Below are 20,277 nucleotides of genomic sequence, written 5' to 3'. Positions count from 1 at the left end.
TCTTTTATAAAGTTTTGTTATTCACCAACTGGTCTTGCACTTCTGCCAAGGTCGAAAGAGGCTCCGATCAGGAAGGCAAACTGGTTGTTAAGTCTTCTGTATCCGGTTCCTTCGGTATTGTATTTTGCAATCGGGAACTGTGTTTCCGCAAATACACCGAATCCTTTGTCGAAGAAGTATCTGACTCCGGCATGACCTCCGAAATTCTTAAGTCCCAAATTCAGACCGGGATAAATGTCAAAATTTTGTGGCAAGCCCAATACATCGCCAAGGTGTGCGCTAACTCTGGCTTTGGCATCAAAACGGTGTTCTGCCTTCACGTCTCCGTCCAGCAGATTTTCTTCAACACCCAGCAGGTAGCCGGCCTGTGCGCCCACGGAAAAACTTTCGCCTAAACCATAATCCAGCATGGCAGCTATTCCAGTACCGCCTGCCTGGAAATTGGCGCCTACATTTACACGCAGGTCACCCGGACCGCGGAAAGCATCATTGTCACTTTGTGCACCTGCAAACCCGAAAGCTGCTACTGCCACTGTTAATATCAACTTTTTCATAATTTATTTTTTCTTCGGCAAAGATACCTTTTATTATTTTTTGGCTACTCTATACAGTTTGCCACTGTCCGTTACGGCATAAAGATTTCCGTCCGCACCATTAAGTACATCCCGGAAACGTTCATTCTGGTCTCCCAGTAGCCATTCTTCTCCTGTTACCTTATTGTTCTCAATTACCAAACGGATAATTTTTTTACCGCTCAGGCAGCCTACCATCATATTGTTTTTCCATTCCGGTATTGTACCTGTGTAAAAGTCAATACCACTTGGAGACACCGAAGGATCCCAGAAATACACAGGCTGCTCCAGACCTTCTTTTTGTCCTATCCCCTCACCAATAGTCATACCGCTGTACTCTTCGCCATAAGTAATGGTGGGCCAGCCGTAATTTTTACCAGGGGTAATCCTGTTTACTTCATCACCCCCTTTAGGTCCCATTTCGGCCACCCAAAGTTCACCCGTTAGAGGATGTAATGCTATGCCTTGCGGATTACGGTGACCGGTACTGTAAATTTCCGGTTTCCAGCCGCTTATTTTTGGGTTGGCAGCATCAGCCTTACCGTCTTTGTTGATTTTAATGATTTTACCGTAGTAAGCCTGTTGGTCCTGTGCCAACGGTCTTGTTTCCATATCTGAACGCTCACCCGTACTTAGGAAGAGGTTGCCGTCTTTGGCAAAAACCAGGCGGCTGCCAAAATGCTTGTCGCCATCATATGTGGGTGTCGCGCGGAAAATTACTGATACATTTTCGATTGTTTTTTCATCCGCTGAAAGTTTTCCTTTGGCAACAGCCGTATGATTTCCCCCGCTTACCGGCTCAGAATAAGTCCAGTACAGCATACGGTTATTCGCGAAATCAGGATCCAGAGCTACATCCAACAGGCCGCCCTGCCCGTCAGTGTCTACCTTCGGAAATCCTGTTATTTTGGAAACAGTGCTGCCATCAGCTGAAATGATGCTCATATATCCGGATTTGTCCGTTACGAGGAACCTGCCGCCGGGATAATTTATAATTCCCCACGGTTTTCCCAAGCCTTTGGCAATGACATCAACGCTGAAGGGTGTAGAGGTGCTGACTCCGGCTACGCGGGTCTGCCCGCTGAAGGCCGGAGCGATATCGGTGTTTCGGGAACCGCGTTCAGGGTTCCTGGTATCAGGTGATGCTGTTGTTTCAGAACCGGTACTGGTCTGGCTTTTGGTACCGTTTTGGCAGGAAAGTGCTAAGCATGACGCTGCAACAGTAATAAGGATGAAGGTTGTCCGCATAATGTTATTTTTACAAAAATACGCTTACTGCACAATTTAGGTTTATATGATTTAAGGCCGATGTATCAAAATTAATTTCCTGAAATACCACTCATGTTTTTTGTACTTTTGACTTATGAAATTTAAACTTCAGTCCGAGTTTCAACCGTCTGGTGATCAGCCTGATGCAATAGCACAGCTGACACAGGGAGTTGTTGCCGGTGAAAAATATCAGACCCTCCTGGGAGTTACAGGTTCGGGTAAAACCTTTACGATTGCCAACCTTGTAAACAATGTACAGCGTCCCACGCTGGTACTGGCGCACAACAAAACCCTGGCTGCCCAGCTATTCATGGAATTCAAGGAATTTTTCCCTGATAATGCTGTAGAATATTTTGTTTCTTATTACGATTATTATCAGCCTGAAGCCTTCATTGCGTCATCAAATACTTATATCGAAAAAGATCTTTCCATTAACGAAGAAGTGGAGAAACTGCGGCTTTCTGCTACAGCGAGTTTGCTTTCCGGCAGGAGAGATGTGCTGATTGTGGCCTCTGTGTCGTGTATTTACGGTATAGGTAATCCTTCGGAATTCCATAAGTCGCTTGTTTCCCTTAAAATGGGTGAAAAAATGACGCGTACAGGTCTCCTGCATTCGCTGGTGAGCGCCCTGTATTCCAGGACACTGAACGAATTTCAGCGTGGAACATTCCGTGTGAAAGGTGATGTGGTAGATGTTTATCCGGCTTATGCGGATAACGCCATCAGGATTGAGTTTTTTGGAGACCAGATAGAGAAAATTGTTTCATTTGATCCTGTTTCGGGAAACACTATTTCTGTATTTGATGAAATCAACATTTACCCGGCTAACATGTTTGTAACCAGTAAGGAAACAATGGTAGGTGCCGTACGTGCCATCCAGGACGATCTTGTGAAACAGGTGGATTTCTTCGAAAGCATTGAGAAGCCGCTCGAGGCCAAACGTCTACAGGAAAGGACCGAGCTCGATCTGGAGATGATAAAGGAATTGGGTTACTGTTCCGGAATAGAGAACTACTCCAGATATCTGGACGGAAGACTGCCCGGTTCCCGGCCCTTCTGTTTGCTGGATTATTTTCCCAAAGATTTTGTGATGGTAATTGATGAAAGTCACGTAACCATACCGCAGGTGCATGCGATGTACGGTGGTGACAGAAGCCGTAAGGAAGCGCTTGTAGATTATGGGTTCCGTTTGCCCGCAGCGATGGACAACCGTCCGCTGAAATTTGAGGAATTTGAGGCGATGCAGAATCAGGTCATTTACGTTTCTGCGACACCCGCGGACTATGAGCTTGAGAAAACCGGCGGCCAGTATGTGGAGCAGATTATACGTCCCACTGGTCTTCTGGATCCGGTAATTGATATCCGGCCCACCATAAACCAGATTGACGATTTGATTGAAGAGATCCAGATGAGGGCTGAAATTGATGAACGCGTATTGGTAACCACACTGACCAAGAAGATGGCGGAGGAACTTACGAAGTATTTTACCAAATTCGGTATTCGCTGCCGCTATATCCACTCTGATGTGGAAACGCTGGAGCGTATTCAGATTATGCAGGATTTGCGAACGGGCCTCTTCGATGTGCTGATTGGTGTGAACCTGCTGCGGGAAGGACTCGATTTACCGGAAGTTTCACTGGTGGCTATACTGGATGCGGATAAAGAGGGTATGCTGAGATCGAGAAGGTCCATGATCCAAACCATTGGGCGGGCTGCCCGTAATATCAATGGTAAGGCCATTATGTATGCGGACAAGATTACCAAAAGTATGCAGGCAGCTATAGACGAAACCAACTACCGCCGCGAAAAACAGATGGCATATAATGCCGCTAATAATCTCGTGCCGGTACAGATCAATAAGAAAATATCGGAGGCTCTTGTGGGTCGCGCCAAAGATTTCCCCGACGAAAAATACACGCAGAAAACAATTATGAAGCAGGTTGCCGAGGAGCGCCTGGCATACGGTTCTGAAAATGTTGAAATACTGATAGGTGAAAAACAGAAAGCGATGGAGACTGCAGCCCGGAACCTGGATTTTATTAAAGCGGCCAAACTACGCGATGAGATAGCCGCACTCAGGGCCGGTGTTTAAAATATTGGCCAAATTCTATAACACCGGGCTACCACAGTTTCGTATTTTTGAGTAGATTAAATACAAATAAATTATGGAAACCCCAAGACCTATGCTCACCATGAGCCAAGTGATGCACAAACTGATGCAGAAAGGAGTAACACAGGAATTCCGCATGAATGAAGCCGGTGAAATGAAACTCAGCAGTTCGGAGAAAGTCTATGAGCCCAGTGACCTAAAGATCCTGAAATCTTACCGTTTTGAGGGCTTCAGTAATCCTGAGGATAATGAAGTACTTTATGTAGCTGAAGATTCAGACGGTCATCGCGGGATGATCATTGATTCTTACGGGGCGGACAGCAATTATCCGGGCGACAGGTTCGACAGTTTTATCCGCGATATCCCCATTGAGGAGCAGGATGAATATGATTTTGAAGCAGACCGTACTGATTCCTGAATCTAATTGCCGGGCTCTCTCTTTTTAAAGATCCTGTTCAGAAGACCTTCTTTTTTGGCTGGTTTTTCCTCGTTGTCCTTTATTTTTTCCTTTACATTTTCAACCTTGGTTTTAACCGAGGTTTTTGTTTGTTCCGCGGTAACTTTAGTATCTTTTATCGTATTGCGCACCGTTTTTTCAGTATTTTCCACATTTGCCCCAATCAGCGTCTTTTTGAGGCCTTCCTGAATTCCCTGCCAAAACAGGTTGAAGAACGATTTGGAGGGGTCGCGCTTCACATTGTCTACCACAACCGAGGCAGGAAAGGCTCCCGAGTTTGATTTTACAAATACATTGACCACCGCCGACAGCAGTTTCTTCTTTTCACCGGTTTCCTTCAAAAGAGCCACCTGCAGTTTCTGATGCTTCATATTCAAAGTACCGTTAAGTCCTGAAGCATTACCGCGGAAGTTGAAACTGAGATCCTGGATGGTCCCGGTCGCACGGGCCTTCAGGTAAGGTTCAATGAACGCATTGATTCTTGCGGCAGGTAAGTCCGAAATATTTCCCGAAATGCTGAAAGCATCATTGGGTGCTGCTGTATCCATATTCCAGCGAACATTCATTGGCGATGCATTCATAAAACTGCATTTTACGGTGATCGGAATTTTTGTGGACTTTCCTTTCAGCTTTGCTGAGTTCAGATTGCGCACATTAGCATTAAAGTTAGCGAAGGTGAGTTTGCCGGGTCCTTCGCTTTTTTTTGTGTCTTCCTCATATTCCAGGACCGAATTTGTGACATCGAGATTTTTTACCACCAATGGAAATTTTATCCTGCGCAGAAGCTCTGTGTACATAGGTTTCCTGCTTGGGTCATCATTGGGGATTTTGCTGCGGAAGATATTGGCGTTTGCCCTGTTGATGGTTACGTTATCCGCAAACAGATGTTTGTTGGCAGTGGTGAGGCTCCAGTTACCAGTAGCCGTAATCTGCTGAGCAGTCAGATCGTAAAGGTCCTTCTCCGTCGGTATCATCCTGATAAACTGAGCCCGGGTAACAAGTGGATTCATGGCAAAATTTTTCACGGACAAACTTTTAGGATTAATTTTCAGCAGCCCCGTACTGAGGCTATAGAAATCGTTCAGCCGGCGCGAAAAACTGCTTACGGTCAAACTGTAATTCCCTGCTTTAAAAGGAACTGCTTCCTTAGCTGTTTCAGCATTCATTACTACGTTTTGCGCTTTCAGGTTAAGGTTGGTGTAAGAGGTCTTTTTGCCCTCCGTGGTTACTTCAAGTCCCGGGCTTCGCACCTGCAGTTTTTTCAGCGTCAGCGGAAATGAGATCCACTCGTAATCCGCTTTTTTGCCAGCTTTCGCCGGATTGGTTACCAGGTTTCCGCGTAAATCATGGATCAGTGCACTTTCAGCATTCAGCTTAAGTTTGCTGTTTTGATATTCCCAGTAATCCATTGCTACCGCAATATGCCCTATGCTGAGGTTGGCCTGTGTGTTTCCGTTTGTGCCCCCGGACCTAACTTTAATATTTCGTAACTCCGCTTTTTCCGGCAAAATGGAAACATGAGAGGCGGCGATTTGATGCGTGCCTGCTGTGTAACCTATATTTTTTCCCACCACGTTAAATTTCTCATAGGAAAACGGGATGTTGCCTTTTGATGTTTCCGCATCCATCAGAAACTTATGGATGTTGATGTTCATATTTTGGGCATTGAAAATTTTGCTGCCGTCTGCTTTAAGAATTTCTACCCGTGCATTATTGAGGGAAATATCTTCAAGATTCAATTCGTAGTTAAACTTCTTTTTGCTTTTCGCTGGTGCAGTAGTGGTATACACCTTAAGCTCCGGATTGGATATGGAAAAATTGGAAAGTGAAATTTTGTTCTTTACCAAAAGGACATCTTTAAAGTCCATTTCGCGCGCTTTAAAATCAAAGAGGGCGCTTTTGGCAGAGTATTTCTGAAAAGCTTCCGCAGGAGCCATAAGTAGTGTCACTTTAAAGTTGCGGATATTCATCAAACCATTTTCCGTGGTTATTTGATCAGCTGTCAATCCGTATACGTCATCCGGCCGGAAATAGAAATTTTTTCCGCTGATGTCGTAACTGTCAAAAACTACCGGCAGTCTGGATTCTACCGATTCTTCTGTCATCTGAAGGTTCTCCACACTGAGTTTCAGGTCCTGCACCTCTACAAACTTCTGTTTTGTGTGCCTGAAAAGCCTGATATTGCCATTTTGAATTTTTATATTGTTAAAGACAAAAGGGCTGCGTTTTTTTCCTGTTCTGTCATCAACAGGTTTTGCAAGCACGACATTCAGGTCAGGATTAACCATCAGCAGGTCGGAGGTATTAATCTGTTTGTTAAACAGTGCATCATAAATCCCCAATCTGCTTACTTCAAGCCTGTCCATGGTACCAGTCAATCCTATGACATTCAGGTTTTGAGGATTTTTCGTGTTTACAGATATTCCAGTGGCTGTTATATTGCCCGTCACGACTGCGACCTCCAGAGACTTATAGGAAATTTTATACTCCGAATTATTCTTTATATAATCCGGCAGTTTATACTTGAGCCACAGATTAATGCCAATGTGAGCCAGCACAAGAATGCCGGCCAATATTCCGAATACGGTGAGGAATTTGCGGATGGTAATTTTTCTCACAAAGTTTTTGCGTTGTGAGGCAAAATTAGCTTATGACATCCGCGCTGCCTTATACCCTGCGCCTTTTATCTTACATTATTTATGCGCCTTTATAAGTGACTTACCTCCAGGTTGATCACATAGCCTTCATGCGCACGAACATTAATGAAAAATCCGCCCTCAAAAGAGAGATACTGACCCTTGATGCCGGTCAGCGTACCTCTGAACTCGGGATTTTTCTCCAGCGTAACAGAGGTGATCTTCTCCGGAGCTTCATACGGATAGTCCAGTCTTTCCATCTCATGCTCCATCGAGTAAAAATTCTGAAAATCTTCAGGGAAGTATCCGCGTATTTTGTCCCGGAAATCTTTCAGGTCCAGGTCGTCTTCAAAATCATCTTCCAGCATTTTTCGCCAGTTCGTCTTATCAGACAGATGTTCTTTAAGGGCCACCTCTATCATACCCGCCTCGTATCGGTTGTCTGTCCTTGCAATGGGTAGGGCGAAAGTGGCACCCTGGTCAATCCATCTTGTCGGAATCTGACTTTCTCGCGTTACACCCACTTTCACATAGCCCGTATAGGCCAGATATACGATATGCGGACGCAGCTGTATCGATTTTTCCACCTCCAGATCCCGCTCGCCAATTCCCAGATGTGCGGTTGAAAGTTCCGGGCGTATAATCGTGTCACTCGCGTACGGGCTTTCGAAAAAACATTTTTTGCAGTATCCCATCCGGTAAAGCTTCTCATCGCGGTCACAGCAGACACACTGATAGCCTGTGTGCCGGATTGAAAGTTTCTTACCAATCAGCTGGTTCATCATAATAAGATCTGAACCCAAAGTCATGTAATACTGAATGGGCTTACCGTTTTGAGTGCACATCTTTAAAATCTGTCCGGAGAACTGCATTTTTTAATATTTGATGTAAAATTACGGAATAAAGATTTGACCGTCTAAAATTAATAGCTTTGTGAAAGTAAACAGCAGCAGATGAAATACCTCGTAACGGGCGGCAGCGGCTTTATAGGATCACACCTTATAGAGCAGCTTTTAAATTTGGGACATTCTGTCATAAATATTGACAACTTTGATGATTTCTATGATTACAGAATTAAAATCAGCAACACATTTACCAGCACCGGTAAAAAATTGCCATTTACCTTTGAAAGCAGAGAAAAGGATATTGCGCGCGCAATAAAGTATACGTCTTCAGACAGATACAGCCTTTGGTATTTGGATATTCGCAATAAAGAAGCTTTGGCTGAAGTTTTCCGTACGCAAAAACCGGATTTTGTCATACACCTGGCCGCACTGGCCGGCGTAAGACCTTCCATAGAACGGCCGTTGGATTATGAAGAAGTAAATATCCGCGGCACTATGAATATTTGGGAGCTTTGCCGCGAGTTTGATGTACGTAAGTTTGTCTGCGCTTCGTCTTCCAGTGTTTACGGCAGTAATGAGAAGGTTCCTTTTTCCGAAAACGACCCTGTGGACCGGCCTGTGTCGCCTTATGCCGCGACAAAAAGATGCGGCGAAATACTGGGACATGTTTACCATCATCTCTATAAAATAGACATGATCCAGCTGCGATTTTTCACCGTCTATGGTCCGCGGCAGCGACCTGATTTGGCCATACATAAGTTTACCAGGCTTATTTCAGAGGGTAGGGAGGTTCCCTTTTATGGCGATGGCAGCACTGCCCGGGATTATACTTATATAGACGACATTGTGTCAGGAATTCTGAAAGCTGCCGAATTTCTTCAGAAGCATCAAGGTGTTTACGAAATTGTTAACCTTGGTGAAAGCCAAGTCATCAATCTGAATGAAATGCTGGGTACGGTAGAAGATTTTCTGGATAAAAAAGCCCTTAAAAAGGAGCTTCCCCATCAGCCGGGCGATGTTCCCCAAACTTATGCAGATATAACAAAAGCAAAAGAGATGCTGGGATACAAACCGGCTACAGATTTCCGCAATGGCATAAAAAAGTTTGTGGAATGGTTTTTGAGAAAATGAGTGCGGTTGCCTGCGGGAGTGCGCCAGTTGAGCAATTAAGCACGGTTGTTTAACTGCTGCCAAATAAAAATCAAATTAATTGGAAATCAGATAGGAAAAGATTATTTTTCACATCTATTTTTTTACTTTTGCAAAAATTTAATATACAACAAAAGATATGTACTGGACACTAGAATTAGCTTCTTTCTTAAGTGATGCTCCCTGGCCTATGACGAAGGCGGAATTAATTGATTATGCCATCAGGACCGGAGCTCCCATGGAAGTTGTGGAAAATCTTCAGGCCATTGAAGACGAAGGTGAAATTTATGAATCCATTGAAGAAGTCTGGAGCGACTATCCAACAGATGACGACTTCCTTTGGAACGAAGACGAATACTAAAAATCCGTTAATCGGATGCATTACGGTGCATCCGTTTTATTTTTGGATTTGTGTTAAATTAATTATTATTAGTGGCTCGATCCATTGGATGGGCAGAAATCAATCAATATGAGTTTTTTAAACAAAGTTCTTAAAGGCTTTCTGGGAGACAAAAATGTTACCGATCTTAAGGAAGTTAAAAAAGTAGTAGGAAAAATAAAAGCAGCGGAAGGTGATATTCAGCAGCTAAGCGACGACGGCTTACGTAATAAGACTGCCGAGTTCAGAGAAAAAATTAAGGCTGCCGCAGCTCACATCACTTCTCAGATAGAGGCCACCCGGGAACAGATAAAAAACAGTTCTAATATTGATGAAAAAGAAGCCCTTTTTACAAAGGTAGATACATTAAATAAAGAGGCGTATGCTGCTGAAGAAAAGGTTTTGGATGAAATCCTTCCCGAAGCATTCGCACTCATCAAAGAAACGGCCCGCCGCTGGGCACAGAATGGCGAAATCCGTGTAACCGCTACCGATTGGGACAGACAATTGGCTGCAACCAAGGATTTTGTTGAAATCCAGGGTGAGGAGGCAGTATGGAAAAAAAGCTGGAATGCACATGGTACCGAGGTGGTTTGGGATATGGTGCATTATGATACCCAGTTCATTGGTGGTGTTGTGCTGCACAGCGGTAAAATTGCCGAGATGGCTACAGGTGAAGGTAAGACCCTCGTGGGTACCCTGCCAATCTATCTGAACGCACTTCCCGGACGTGGGGTGCATGTAGTTACCGTAAACGACTATCTTGCGAAGCGTGACTCCGCGTGGATGGGACCACTTTACCAATTCCATCAGCTTTCAATAGACTGTATAGACAATCACCAGCCAAATTCGGAAGGTCGCCGGAAAGCGTACAACTCCAATATCACCTACGGTACTAACAATGAGTTCGGTTTCGACTACCTGAGAGATAATATGGTAACATCCCCGGACGAACTTGTTCAAGGTGAACTTAATTTCGCGATTGTAGATGAGGTGGATTCAGTTCTTGTTGATGATGCCAGAACCCCGCTTATCATTTCCGGACCGGTTCCTCAGGGTGACCGTCAGGAATATGACGTTTTGAAACCTTCCGTGGACAGGATCGTGGCTGTGCAGAAGCAAACTGTTTCACAGATCTTCAACGAAGCCAAGAAGCTCATCGCAGCCGGAAATACCAAAGAAGGAGGATTCAAACTGCTGCAGGCCTACCGTGGTCTTCCAAAGAACCGTCAGTTAATTAAGTTTCTTTCCGAAAGTGGTAACAGAGCCCTTCTTCAAAAGGTGGAGGGCCAGTATATGCAGGATAACAACCGCGACATGCCCATCGTGGATAAGGACCTGTATTTCGTAATTGATGAAAAGAATAACCAAATAGACCTTACCGACAAAGGCGTGGAATACATGTCCCAGGGTAACGACGATAAAGACTTTTTCGTACTTCAGGACATTGCCACAGAAATTGCTGAACTGGAAGCGAAAAACCTGTCTAAAGACGAGGAGTTTGCAGCCAGAGAAGAACTTTTCCGCGATTTTGCCGTAAAGTCAGAGCGCGTTCATACGATGAACCAGTTGCTTAAGGCTTACACTCTTTTTGAAAAAGACGATGAATATGTAGTTATCGACGGTGAAGTAAAGATCGTGGATGAGCAGACAGGCCGTATTATGGATGGCCGAAGATACTCCGATGGTCTTCACCAGGCTATTGAAGCTAAGGAAAACGTAAAAATCGAAGCCGCTACACAAACTTTTGCCACCATCACGCTTCAGAACTACTTCCGTATGTACAACAAGCTTGCGGGTATGACCGGTACAGCTGAAACGGAAGCTGGTGAACTTTGGCAGATCTATAAACTGGATGTAGTGGTAATTCCTACCAACAGACCTATAATCAGAGACGACAGACAGGATCTGGTTTTCAAAACCAACCGCGAAAAATACAATGCTGTAATTGAGGAGATTGAAAGGCTGACTGCCGCCGGACGTCCTGTACTGGTGGGTACCACTTCCGTTGAGATTTCACAATTGCTTTCAAAAGCACTTCAGCTTAGAAAAATACAGCACCAGGTACTTAATGCCAAACTTCACAAGAAAGAAGCCGAGATTGTTTCGGAGGCAGGCCGTCCGGGTCAGGTGACCATTGCCACCAACATGGCAGGTAGGGGTACCGACATTAAACTGCGTGAAGGCGTGAAGGAGGCTGGTGGTCTGGCCATTATTGGTACAGAAAGACACGATTCCAGAAGGGTGGACAGACAGCTTCGCGGTCGTGCCGGACGTCAGGGAGACCCGGGTAGCTCACAGTTCTATGTGTCCCTGGAAGATAATCTCATGCGTCTTTTCGGTTCAGAGAAAATTGCCAAGATGATGGACCGTATGGGTCATAAGGAAGGCGAGGTCATCCAGCATTCCATGATCACCAAGTCTATTGAGAGAGCTCAGAAAAAGGTGGAGGAAAACAACTTCGGTATCCGTAAAAGACTTCTGGAATATGACGACGTTATGAACAAGCAGCGCGATGTCATTTATAAAAGAAGAAAGAATGCGCTGTTTGGAGATCACCTGAAGTATGACATCTCCAATATGATCTACGACGTGTCCCATTCCATTGTTTCAAAAACAAAAGCTGACGGAGATTACAAGGTTTTTGAATTTGAGATGATCAAAAACTTTACAATGGAGTCTCCTATATCTGAGAATGATTTCAAAAACAAGTCCGTGGCCGACCTTACTGAAGCAGTATACCGTGCCGCTGAGGAAGATTATTCAAAAAGACTGGAACTCATGAAGGAGAAGTCTTTCCCGATTATCGAAAATGTGTACGTTAATCAAGGCAGTATGTTTAAGATGATACAGGTGCCGTTCTCCGACGGAATTAAGACGATGACAATCGTGACCGACCTTCAGAAAGCTTACGATACCAAATGTCAGAGTTTGGTAGATGATTTTGAGAAAAACATTACTCTTTCTCTTATCGACGAGAACTGGAAACTGCACCTTCGTGAAATGGACGACTTGCGCCGTTCCTCACAGGGAGCTGTCTATGAGCAGAAAGACCCGCTTGTAATTTACAAACAGGAATCCTTCTACCTTTTCAGCGAAATGGTAGACAGGGTAAACAGGGAAACAATTTCCTTCCTGTTTAAAGGTGAAATTCCTCAGTAAGAGTACAGAAATCTGATATATGGCGGCGGAAAAATTTTCCGCCGCTTTTTATTTGCCCGATGTTTGCTTTAATTTTTACTAATTTTAGATTCCAATTCAAACATATGGCATTAACAGACTTGTCAGGGCGTATGGCCATAGGAATAGATATCGGAGGGACTAATACCAAATTTGGACTGATAAATCACCGTGGTGAAATATTGGCAAAAGGTAGTATGAAAACTGACGTCCATGCCGAGGTTGAAAGCTTTATTGATGAACTTTACCATCACCTGGAACCGCTGATTCAGCAAAACGGCGGAATGATAATGGTTGAGGGAATTGGTGTAGGGGCTCCTAACGCCAATTACTATAAAGGTACAATAGAGCAACCGCCTAACCTGAATTGGAAAGGTATCATTCCTTTTGCTGAACTTATGAGCCGTAAATTTGGAAAGCCGTGCACCATGACAAATGACGCTAATGCGGCGGCGCTTGGCGAGATGATGTACGGAGCAGCTCGCGGAATGAGAGACTTTATCATGATCACTCTGGGAACCGGTGTAGGCGGCGGTATAATCTCTGGCGGAAAGTTGGTTTACGGTCACGATGGATTTGCCGGTGAGTTAGGCCACACCATAGTAAAGCCGGGCGGCCGGCGCCACTGGAGTACAGGTTTGGATGGCAGTCTGGAGGCATATGCTTCAGCAACCGGAATCACCATCACCGCAAAAAAAATGCGTGCCGAATTTCAGACTTCATTGCTGAATGAATACTCAGAAGAAGATATTAATGCTAAAACGGTCTATGATTGTGCCTTAAAAGGCGATGCTACTGCCATAGAAGTGTTCCGCTACACAGGTCAGAAGCTGGGCGAAGCATTTGCAAATTTTGTAATGTTTTCATCTCCCGAGGCCATACTTTTGTTCGGTGGCGTTATTAAAGCCGGCGATTTTATACTGAAGCCTGCAAAAGAACATATGGAACAGAATCTTCTACCCGTGTTCCGTAATAAGGTGAAACTTGTACTCAGTGAACTTAGCGAAGCAGATGCTGCTATACTTGGAGCCAGTGCATTAGTGTGGACTAAAGGATAATTTACAGTCATGAAAAAATTACTGCTCTTTGTAATCAGTTTAATCGTAATTTCCTGCAGCGGGCAGGAAGATAAAACCGTTAATAATAAAACCAAGAAAATGGATAGTAACAGAAAAATGGAGCAACTTGTTTTTGGAGGCGGATGTTTCTGGTGTGTAGAAAGCTGCTTTAATATGCTGAATGGTGTAGAATCTGCAATTTCCGGATATGCCGGCGGTCATAAGGACCATCCGACTTATGAAGAAGTCTCTACCGGCGAAACCGGGCATGCAGAAGTGGTACAGATCAATTACGATCCTACAGTTATTTCATACGAACAGCTCATGGAAGTGTTTTTTTTCCTTCACGATCCCACTCAGCTTAACCGTCAGGGAAATGACGTAGGCACACAGTACCGCTCGGTAATCTTCTATAAGGATGAGGCGGAAAAAGCCAAAGCTCAGGCTGCCATCAAACTTTCGGAAAGTTCAGGAAAATGGAATGGTAAATATGTGACCGAACTTGCACCGCTGGAGAAATTCTGGACCGCCGAGAGTTACCACCAGGGCTATTACAATCAGAATCCTAATCAGCCCTACTGCTCAGCAGTTGTGGGACCCAAGATCCAGAAATTCAAAAAGTATTTTGGAGAAAAAGGTTGGCTGGAAGCGGAGGCTCAATAATAAAAAAATGGCGAAGTTAATTTCTTCGCCATTTTTTTTGGACCATTTTACCGTTTTACCATTTCGGTGTGCGGAATATCATCTTCCAGGTATTTCCTGCCGGTATCTTCGAAACCAAGGTCGCCATAAAACTTCAGGAGATAATCCTGAGCTGAAATCCGGATGGCAGATGTTCGGTAGCGAGCCTCAATTGTGCTGATGGCAAATTTCATCAGAACCTTGCCCAGTTCCATCCTTCGGTGCTTCTGTGTGGTAAGAACCCTTCCAATGGAAGCATCTGGATATTTGACCGCCGGTGCAAAGATCCGGCAGTAGGCAGCAATTTCGCCCTTCTTCACTGCCCAAAGATGTAGAGCCTGCTGGTCGTAGCCATCCAGGTCAGGATAGGGGCATTCCTGTTCCACAACAAACACGTCTACCCGTGCTTTGATAATTGAATAAAGTTCGGAGGCTGTCAGTTCATCAAATGATTTTACAGTCCAGATGATATCATCCATCAAACCTGATTTTATTTTTCTTAAGATAGTCGTTGGTCTTTGAAATGTTTTTCAGCAGTTCTGCACAACCTTCTTTTTTCTCTGCCGAAGTGATGAAGATGGGCGGAAGTTCCTCCCAGGACTCAAGCAGTTTGGCCTTGTAATCCTCCACGTTTTTCAGTACTGCATTAGGCCGGAGTTTGTCAGCTTTTGTAAAGACAATTGAAAAAGGCACACCACTTTCGCCGCACCATTCCATAAATTCCAGGTCGATCTGCTGAGGCGTATGGCGAACATCTACAAGCAAATATAGGTTCACGAGGTTTTTGCGGTTCAGGATATAATTGGTATTGAGTTTTTCAAAATCCTTACGCATCACTTTGGAAACGCGGGCGTAACCGTAGCCGGGCAGGTCGGTCAGGAACCATTCTTCGTTCACTATAAAATGGTTAATCAGCTGCGTTTTCCCGGGCGTTTGCGAAGTCTTGGCCAGGTCCTTATGATTCATCAGCGCATTTATCAGTGACGACTTTCCCACATTGGAGCGTCCTATGAAGGCATACTCGGGCAAAGTGGGTTCGGGGCAGTCCTGCCATTTTTGTGAGCTCTTAACAAACTCAACGGTTTTAATAATCATATTTATAATTTAAAAAAAAATGGAAGTTGATCACTTCCATATATTTTTCCTTACTCCCTGCTCTTCAGCCAGTCATAAAGGATTTCATTAAAGGATTCCGGTTTCTCCATCATTGCGGCATGGCCACATTTATCAATCCAGAAAAGGTCGGAGTCGGGTATCAGCCTGTCCATTTCTATGGCCACTTCCGGCGGCGTTACGTTGTCCTGTTTGCCCCAGATAATGCAGGTAGGTCTCGTAATTTTGTGCAGTTCCGGTTCCATATTGTGTTTGATGGCGCTGCGGGCAAGCATCACGGTCTTAATGCCTTTGCTGCGGTCGTTCACTACGGAAAATACCTCATCCACTAAATCTTCAGTAGCTACTGAAGGATCATAAAAGACTTCTTCAGCTTTTTTTCGGATATAGTCGCGGTCATTTTTACGCGGAAAACTGTCTCCAAAGGAGCGTTCATACAAACCCGAACTTCCGGTCAGCACTAAATAGCGCACAAGATCCGGACGGGCGAGGGTAAGGATTAGGCCTACATGGCCTCCCATGGAATTACCTATGACAATTGCCGGTTCGCCCACTTCCTCTTCGATAAATTTGGCGACGTATTTGGCCAGACTGGAAAGGTTGGTGTTTAAAATTGGCAAATCGTATATAGGTAAGTTAGGAAAATAAACCCTGTAACCACGTTTTGAGAAAAAATCAATAAGCAGCGTAAAATTGCTCAGGCCACCCATCAGTCCCTGCAGGAGCACTATAGGCTTGCCCTCGCCCTCCTGAATAAAGGTAAATTTTTTCTTCTTTTTCGTTTTAAAAATCATAGATTTTGTTCAGTATCTGCAAAATTACGAAATACAACGGTGGTGCCGAATAGTTCATAACATTTTATAAAAATAATCTTTTATTCTGAAATCGGCAGCTTAGGTCCCTGAATTTTAAAGGTAATTCGCAAGGATTTTCCAACTGCTTTTATTACAGATACTTCCGTTTACACTACAGCACTTTCAAAAGTTATAAACAATAAGGTAAAAAGTGGTAGAAAGTGGGAATTTTTGGAAATAAATATATAATTTTGTCCCAAATGAAGAGTTTCATCGGAACATACGAATGTAAAATTGACGACAAAGGCCGTCTGAAGTTACCTGCATCGCTCGCGAAGCAGATGGAGGACTTTGGAGGAGATGCTTTTGTGGTGAAGCGTTCCGTGTTCCAGCCATGCCTGGAAGTGTATCCTATGAAGGCCTGGGAGAAACTGATGGTGAAGATAAACCGTCTGAACCGTTTTCAGAAAAAAAACGCTGATTTTATCCGGAGTTTTACGGCCGGATTAAAGACGGTGGAACCCGATACTGCAGGCAGACTGCAGATTTCAAGAGATCTTACTCTTTTTGCCGGTCTTACCAAAGACGTAGTGATTACAAGTGCCGGCGAACTGTTCGAAATATGGGACAAGGAGGCCTACGAGAAAGTGATTGTCACCACAGAAGCTGATTTCGCAACACTTGCGGAAGATGTGATGGGCGATATCAGTTTCGACGATGAAATTTAACAACAGAATTTTAATCAATGTATCATAATCCCGTCCTTCTTAAGCAGAGCGTAGATGATCTGGTCACCAGTCCAGACGGCATTTATGTTGACTGTACTTTCGGTGGTGGCGGCCACTCCAGGGAAATCCTGAGCAGGCTTTCGCCTCAGGGCAGGCTTTTCAGCTTTGACCAGGATCTGGATGCGCTGAAGAATAGTATTGAGGACGACCGCTTTACCATGGTTAATCAGAATTTCCGATATCTGGAAAATTCTCTGCTGCTTTACGGAATAACGCAGGTGGATGGCGTGCTGGCAGATTTGGGAGTCTCGTCTCATCAGTTTGATGCCGCCGAGAGGGGGTTTTCCACACGAAGTGATGCACCTTTGGACATGAGAATGAATGTCCTGCAGCAGCTGGATGCCCGTGCGGTGATAAACGATTACGAGGAAGAGCATCTTGCCGATATTTTTTATCATTATGGTGAACTGCGGGAGGCCCGCCGGTTGGCCCGCGAGATCGTTCATAACAGGAAAATAAAAAGAATTGAAACTACCGAAGATCTGAAAAAGATCTTCAGTTATATCCCTCAGTTTAAGCAGAATAAATTTTTTGCCCAGCTGTTTCAGGCAGTGCGGATTGAGGTTAACCAGGAGCTGGAAGTGCTGAAAGATATGCTGCAGCAGGCCTATTCGGTATTGAAACCAGGTGGACGTTTGGTTGTAATCTCATATCATTCTCTGGAAGACCGGCTGGTAAAGCGTTTTCTGAAAAACGGGATGTTTGAAGGTGAGCCTGCCCGCGATATTTACGGCAATTACAGTAAAACTTTTGAATTGCTGAAAAGCAAAGCCACCGTTCCCGACGGTGCGGAAATAGAAACGAACTCGCGTGCGAGAAGTGCAAAGATGAGAACCGGAATTAAGCTTTGAATCAAACTCAGGTATAAATAGTATTGGCAAAGAAAACAGCATATAAGCCTCAGAAGAAACTGACCTTTATTGACCTGATAAAGGGAAACTTCCTGAACCGTGATGAAATCAAGATTCATTACCGGTATTTCCTTTTGTTGTTTGTGCTGATGATGATAATGATTTACAGTAATCACCTTGTGAACCAGAAAATTGAAATTGTAAATGAACTGAAGGAGCAGACGGAGGAATATAAATCGAGGAATGCCTATGCCCAAAGCCGGCTGATAAAAGTGAAAATGGAATCCCAGCTGGGTAAAGAAATGATCCAGGATTCACTTTTGCCGCTGGAAAGCCACCCTCACAAATTATTGATAAAACTGGACAGTAGCTATGCAAAAGCAGAGTGATTTTGACAGAAAAAGACGTAAAACGTTACGATGGGGCTACCTTTTTGCATTGGTGGCATTTCTTGTTTTTGTCCTTTTCCTGATACGCATCCTGATTTTGCAGAATACAAATGTAGAGGCTATTAAGGAAGATTACATCAGTAAAAATTACAGAGAGGCCAAACTGAAAGCTGCGCGCGGCAACCTGTACGCTGCAGACGGTTCCATACTTGCCACCACCGTAATGCGATACGATATCTACATTGACTTTAAGGTTATCCGCGACAGCGTCTACAGCAATAATATAGGTGCGCTTACAGACTCTCTTAATGTAATGTTCGGCAAGCCCCGAAATATTTACCGTCAGCGTTTTGATGAGCAGCGGCGGAAAAAAAACCAATATTATGCCCTTGTAAAAGGTCTTGATTTCGATGAATACGACCGTATCCGTAAGTTTCCGATATTTAACCGTGGCAAAAACCGAGGCGGATTTATTGTAGACCGGAAATTCAAACGTGAGCTGGCTACCACCGAAATTGGTGCCGGAACGATTGGAATGGATAACGGGCAATACAAATCGGGACTGGAGGCCGCTTTTTCCAAATATCTGTCCGGTACCGACGGCACCAGGCTGGAACAGCGCGTCAACTCCAGTCAGTGGAAGCCTATTGATTTCTGGAAAGCCATTGAACCTGTAGACGGGCACGATGTCTTTACCACGCTTGATCTCCGCATTCAGGATATAGCGCATTCAGCGTTGGAGAAGCAGCTTATTAAGTTTGACGCTCATCACGGCAGTGTTCTCGTAATGGAAGTGGCTACAGGTAAGGTGCGTGCTATGGTGAACCTCACACGTACGGAACCGGGTATTTATGTAGATTCCTATAATTATATTCTGAAAGACGGAATTGAGCCCGGCTCTACTTTCAAGACCGTATCTCTGCTGGCCGCAATGGACGATGGTTTCATTACCGAAAAATCCACAGTGAACGTGGGCAGTGGGGTTTGGACCTATGCCGGACAGCGTATTTCCGACGGGCATGGTGGTGGTACCTACGAAATAAGTGATGTTCTGGCAAAATCCAGCAACGTAGGAACAGCAAAACTCATTACACAACATTACGCAGACAATCCCCAGATCTTCCTGAATCATCTGAAGAGGTGGAAGATGTTTGATAAAATGGATATTGAACTGCCGGGCGTTACCAAACCATCCATAGTAACCCCTGAACATAAAAGGTGGAATGCAGCCACACTGGCTTCTATATCTTATGGATATTCCACGAACTTCAACCTGCTGCAGCTTTCTACTTTTTATAATGGCATTGCCAATAAAGGAACCATGCTGAAGCCCCTTTTCATCGACAGAATAATGAAGGACGGAAAAGTGGTATACGAAGCAAAACCGGAGGTTATGGTAAAAAAAATGGCCTCTCCGGAAGCGATCTCAATGATGACCAGTGCGCTTACTAAGGCTGTTGAAAAAGGTACAGCCAGAAGCATCTTTACGCCAAATCTTAAAATGGCCGGAAAAACCGGAACAGCCAGATTTGAATACTGGTTGCCCGGACCTATGAAATACAGAGCCTCTTTTGCAGGTTTTTACCCTGCCGACAATCCTAAGTATACCTGCTATGTGATGGTAGACCAACCTGATAATTCCAAAGGGTTCTACGGCGGAGTGGTTTCGGCTCCCGTATTTAAAGAAATTGCCGGGAAGACTTTTCTCAAAACACCTCAGAATATTGAACAGGCCATGCTGGTGGACCGAAAGGTTGATCTTTCCAAAATGACTGCCAGGAATGTCAAGGTGAATTTTACAGACGGCAGGATGCCTGCCCTTGTAGGTTTAATAGGCAAGAATGTTATTCCACAGCTTGAAAATGCCGGATACAGGGTTGATTATAAAGGTGTGGGAAAAGTTAGGGAACAGTTCCCGGAAGTGGGTGCCATTATCGGCAAAAATCAGAAAGTGTACCTCACTCTGCAATAAAATAAGAATATAAATAGAGCCCTAGGCAGGCATA

18 protein-coding genes are annotated in these 20,277 nt (G+C 44.4%); 11 read left to right on the top strand and 7 right to left on the bottom strand.

Features of this window, described 5'->3' with window-relative positions:
• Positions 1–17 precede the first annotated feature (17 nt).
• Entirely contained in the window at positions 18–554 is a 537-nt protein-coding gene (locus F7R58_RS12130; RefSeq protein WP_158065168.1) for a DUF6646 family protein, read from the bottom strand.
• Positions 555–587: 33 nt separating this feature from the next.
• Entirely contained in the window at positions 588–1,820 is a 1,233-nt protein-coding gene (locus F7R58_RS12125; RefSeq protein WP_158065167.1) for a PQQ-dependent sugar dehydrogenase, read from the bottom strand.
• A gap of 115 nt (positions 1,821–1,935) precedes the next feature.
• Here F7R58_RS12125 and uvrB point away from each other — a divergent pair, with 115 nt between their 5' ends.
• Together uvrB and F7R58_RS12115 are read left to right on the top strand one after the other, a co-directional pair.
• A complete protein-coding gene (gene uvrB, locus F7R58_RS12120) occupies positions 1,936–3,933 on the top strand; it encodes an excinuclease ABC subunit UvrB (protein ID WP_158065166.1) in 1,998 nt (665 codons plus the stop codon).
• A 73-nt stretch (positions 3,934–4,006) separates the two neighbouring features.
• Complete coding sequence (locus F7R58_RS12115; RefSeq protein ID WP_158065165.1) at positions 4,007–4,369, top strand: hypothetical protein; 363 nt, start codon at positions 4,007–4,009, stop codon at positions 4,367–4,369.
• A 2-nt stretch (positions 4,370–4,371) separates the two neighbouring features.
• Here F7R58_RS12115 and F7R58_RS12110 read toward each other — a convergent pair whose 3' ends face one another.
• Positions 4,372–7,026: a hypothetical protein gene (locus tag F7R58_RS12110; RefSeq protein WP_229723817.1), complete on the bottom strand. Its 2,655-nt coding sequence runs from the start codon at positions 7,024–7,026 to the stop codon at positions 4,372–4,374.
• An 89-nt stretch (positions 7,027–7,115) separates the two neighbouring features.
• The gene (locus F7R58_RS12105; RefSeq protein ID WP_158065164.1) at positions 7,116–7,916 is read right to left on the bottom strand and encodes a DUF2797 domain-containing protein; all 801 of its coding nucleotides are present in this window, start codon (positions 7,914–7,916) and stop codon (positions 7,116–7,118) included.
• An 81-nt stretch (positions 7,917–7,997) separates the two neighbouring features.
• On the opposite strand from F7R58_RS12105, the gene F7R58_RS12100 reads away from it, so the two are divergent.
• From F7R58_RS12100 to msrA, 5 genes are all read left to right on the top strand, one after another.
• Complete coding sequence (locus F7R58_RS12100; protein WP_158065163.1) at positions 7,998–9,020, top strand: GDP-mannose 4,6-dehydratase; 1,023 nt, start codon at positions 7,998–8,000, stop codon at positions 9,018–9,020.
• Positions 9,021–9,177: 157 nt separating this feature from the next.
• A complete protein-coding gene (locus tag F7R58_RS12095; RefSeq protein WP_158065162.1) occupies positions 9,178–9,399 on the top strand; it encodes a DUF2795 domain-containing protein in 222 nt (73 codons plus the stop codon).
• A gap of 108 nt (positions 9,400–9,507) precedes the next feature.
• Positions 9,508–12,579 (top strand): preprotein translocase subunit SecA, encoded by a 3,072-nt coding sequence (gene secA / locus F7R58_RS12090; RefSeq protein ID WP_158065161.1) that lies wholly within the window; start codon positions 9,508–9,510, stop codon positions 12,577–12,579.
• A 104-nt stretch (positions 12,580–12,683) separates the two neighbouring features.
• Positions 12,684–13,655 (top strand): ROK family protein, encoded by a 972-nt coding sequence (locus F7R58_RS12085; RefSeq protein WP_158065160.1) that lies wholly within the window; start codon positions 12,684–12,686, stop codon positions 13,653–13,655.
• Positions 13,656–13,664: 9 nt separating this feature from the next.
• Positions 13,665–14,318, top strand: coding sequence for a peptide-methionine (S)-S-oxide reductase MsrA (msrA, locus tag F7R58_RS12080; RefSeq protein ID WP_158065159.1), 654 nt, complete (start codon positions 13,665–13,667; stop codon positions 14,316–14,318).
• A 47-nt stretch (positions 14,319–14,365) separates the two neighbouring features.
• Here the strand turns inward: msrA and F7R58_RS12075 are convergent, their stop codons facing one another.
• The 3 genes from F7R58_RS12075 to F7R58_RS12065 are packed head-to-tail and all read right to left on the bottom strand — an operon-like array spanning position 14,366 to position 16,243.
• Positions 14,366–14,815, bottom strand: coding sequence for a GNAT family N-acetyltransferase (locus tag F7R58_RS12075; RefSeq protein WP_158065158.1), 450 nt, complete (start codon positions 14,813–14,815; stop codon positions 14,366–14,368).
• Complete coding sequence (gene yihA, locus F7R58_RS12070; RefSeq protein ID WP_158065157.1) at positions 14,808–15,431, bottom strand: ribosome biogenesis GTP-binding protein YihA/YsxC; 624 nt, start codon at positions 15,429–15,431, stop codon at positions 14,808–14,810. Before yihA ends, F7R58_RS12075 begins: the two co-directional genes overlap by 8 nt.
• Positions 15,432–15,481: 50 nt before the next feature.
• Complete coding sequence (locus F7R58_RS12065; protein WP_158065156.1) at positions 15,482–16,243, bottom strand: alpha/beta fold hydrolase; 762 nt, start codon at positions 16,241–16,243, stop codon at positions 15,482–15,484.
• Between the two features lie 260 nt (positions 16,244–16,503).
• On the opposite strand from F7R58_RS12065, the gene mraZ reads away from it, so the two are divergent.
• The 4 genes from mraZ to F7R58_RS12045 are packed head-to-tail and all read left to right on the top strand — an operon-like array spanning position 16,504 to position 20,243.
• Positions 16,504–16,971 carry a division/cell wall cluster transcriptional repressor MraZ gene (gene mraZ / locus F7R58_RS12060; RefSeq protein WP_158065155.1) on the top strand — a complete coding sequence of 156 codons (468 nt, stop codon included), beginning with the start codon at positions 16,504–16,506 and terminating at the stop codon, positions 16,969–16,971.
• Between the two features lie 17 nt (positions 16,972–16,988).
• Positions 16,989–17,882, top strand: coding sequence for a 16S rRNA (cytosine(1402)-N(4))-methyltransferase RsmH (rsmH, locus tag F7R58_RS12055; protein ID WP_158065154.1), 894 nt, complete (start codon positions 16,989–16,991; stop codon positions 17,880–17,882).
• 23 nt (positions 17,883–17,905) lie between these two features.
• Positions 17,906–18,271: an FtsL-like putative cell division protein gene (locus F7R58_RS12050; protein WP_158065153.1), complete on the top strand. Its 366-nt coding sequence runs from the start codon at positions 17,906–17,908 to the stop codon at positions 18,269–18,271.
• Positions 18,255–20,243, top strand: a complete 1,989-nt coding sequence (locus F7R58_RS12045) for a penicillin-binding transpeptidase domain-containing protein (RefSeq protein ID WP_158065152.1) — start codon at positions 18,255–18,257, stop codon at positions 20,241–20,243. Before F7R58_RS12050 ends, F7R58_RS12045 begins: the two co-directional genes overlap by 17 nt.
• Positions 20,244–20,277 lie beyond the last annotated feature (34 nt).

It is taken from the genome of Chryseobacterium sp. (genome assembly GCF_008831505.1).
In the GTDB taxonomy this organism is placed as follows: Bacteria; Bacteroidota; Bacteroidia; order Flavobacteriales; family Weeksellaceae; genus Marnyiella.
This window is presented reverse-complemented; position numbering and strand designations above follow the sequence as displayed.

Coding starts and splice junctions, on each gene's coding strand:
- yihA (WP_158065157.1), bottom strand. CDS start 15,431: ATGATTATTAAAACCGTTGAGTTTGTTAAGAGCTCACAAAAATGGCAG.
- F7R58_RS12130 (WP_158065168.1), bottom strand. CDS start 554: ATGAAAAAGTTGATATTAACAGTGGCAGTAGCAGCTTTCGGGTTTGCA.
- secA (WP_158065161.1), top strand. CDS start 9,508: ATGAGTTTTTTAAACAAAGTTCTTAAAGGCTTTCTGGGAGACAAAAAT.
- F7R58_RS12115 (WP_158065165.1), top strand. CDS start 4,007: ATGGAAACCCCAAGACCTATGCTCACCATGAGCCAAGTGATGCACAAA.
- mraZ (WP_158065155.1), top strand. CDS start 16,504: ATGAAGAGTTTCATCGGAACATACGAATGTAAAATTGACGACAAAGGC.
- F7R58_RS12065 (WP_158065156.1), bottom strand. CDS start 16,243: ATGATTTTTAAAACGAAAAAGAAGAAAAAATTTACCTTTATTCAGGAG.
- F7R58_RS12105 (WP_158065164.1), bottom strand. CDS start 7,916: ATGCAGTTCTCCGGACAGATTTTAAAGATGTGCACTCAAAACGGTAAG.
- rsmH (WP_158065154.1), top strand. CDS start 16,989: ATGTATCATAATCCCGTCCTTCTTAAGCAGAGCGTAGATGATCTGGTC.
- F7R58_RS12045 (WP_158065152.1), top strand. CDS start 18,255: ATGCAAAAGCAGAGTGATTTTGACAGAAAAAGACGTAAAACGTTACGA.
- uvrB (WP_158065166.1), top strand. CDS start 1,936: ATGAAATTTAAACTTCAGTCCGAGTTTCAACCGTCTGGTGATCAGCCT.
- msrA (WP_158065159.1), top strand. CDS start 13,665: ATGAAAAAATTACTGCTCTTTGTAATCAGTTTAATCGTAATTTCCTGC.
- F7R58_RS12095 (WP_158065162.1), top strand. CDS start 9,178: ATGTACTGGACACTAGAATTAGCTTCTTTCTTAAGTGATGCTCCCTGG.
- F7R58_RS12085 (WP_158065160.1), top strand. CDS start 12,684: ATGGCATTAACAGACTTGTCAGGGCGTATGGCCATAGGAATAGATATC.
- F7R58_RS12100 (WP_158065163.1), top strand. CDS start 7,998: ATGAAATACCTCGTAACGGGCGGCAGCGGCTTTATAGGATCACACCTT.
- F7R58_RS12125 (WP_158065167.1), bottom strand. CDS start 1,820: ATGCGGACAACCTTCATCCTTATTACTGTTGCAGCGTCATGCTTAGCA.
- F7R58_RS12075 (WP_158065158.1), bottom strand. CDS start 14,815: ATGGATGATATCATCTGGACTGTAAAATCATTTGATGAACTGACAGCC.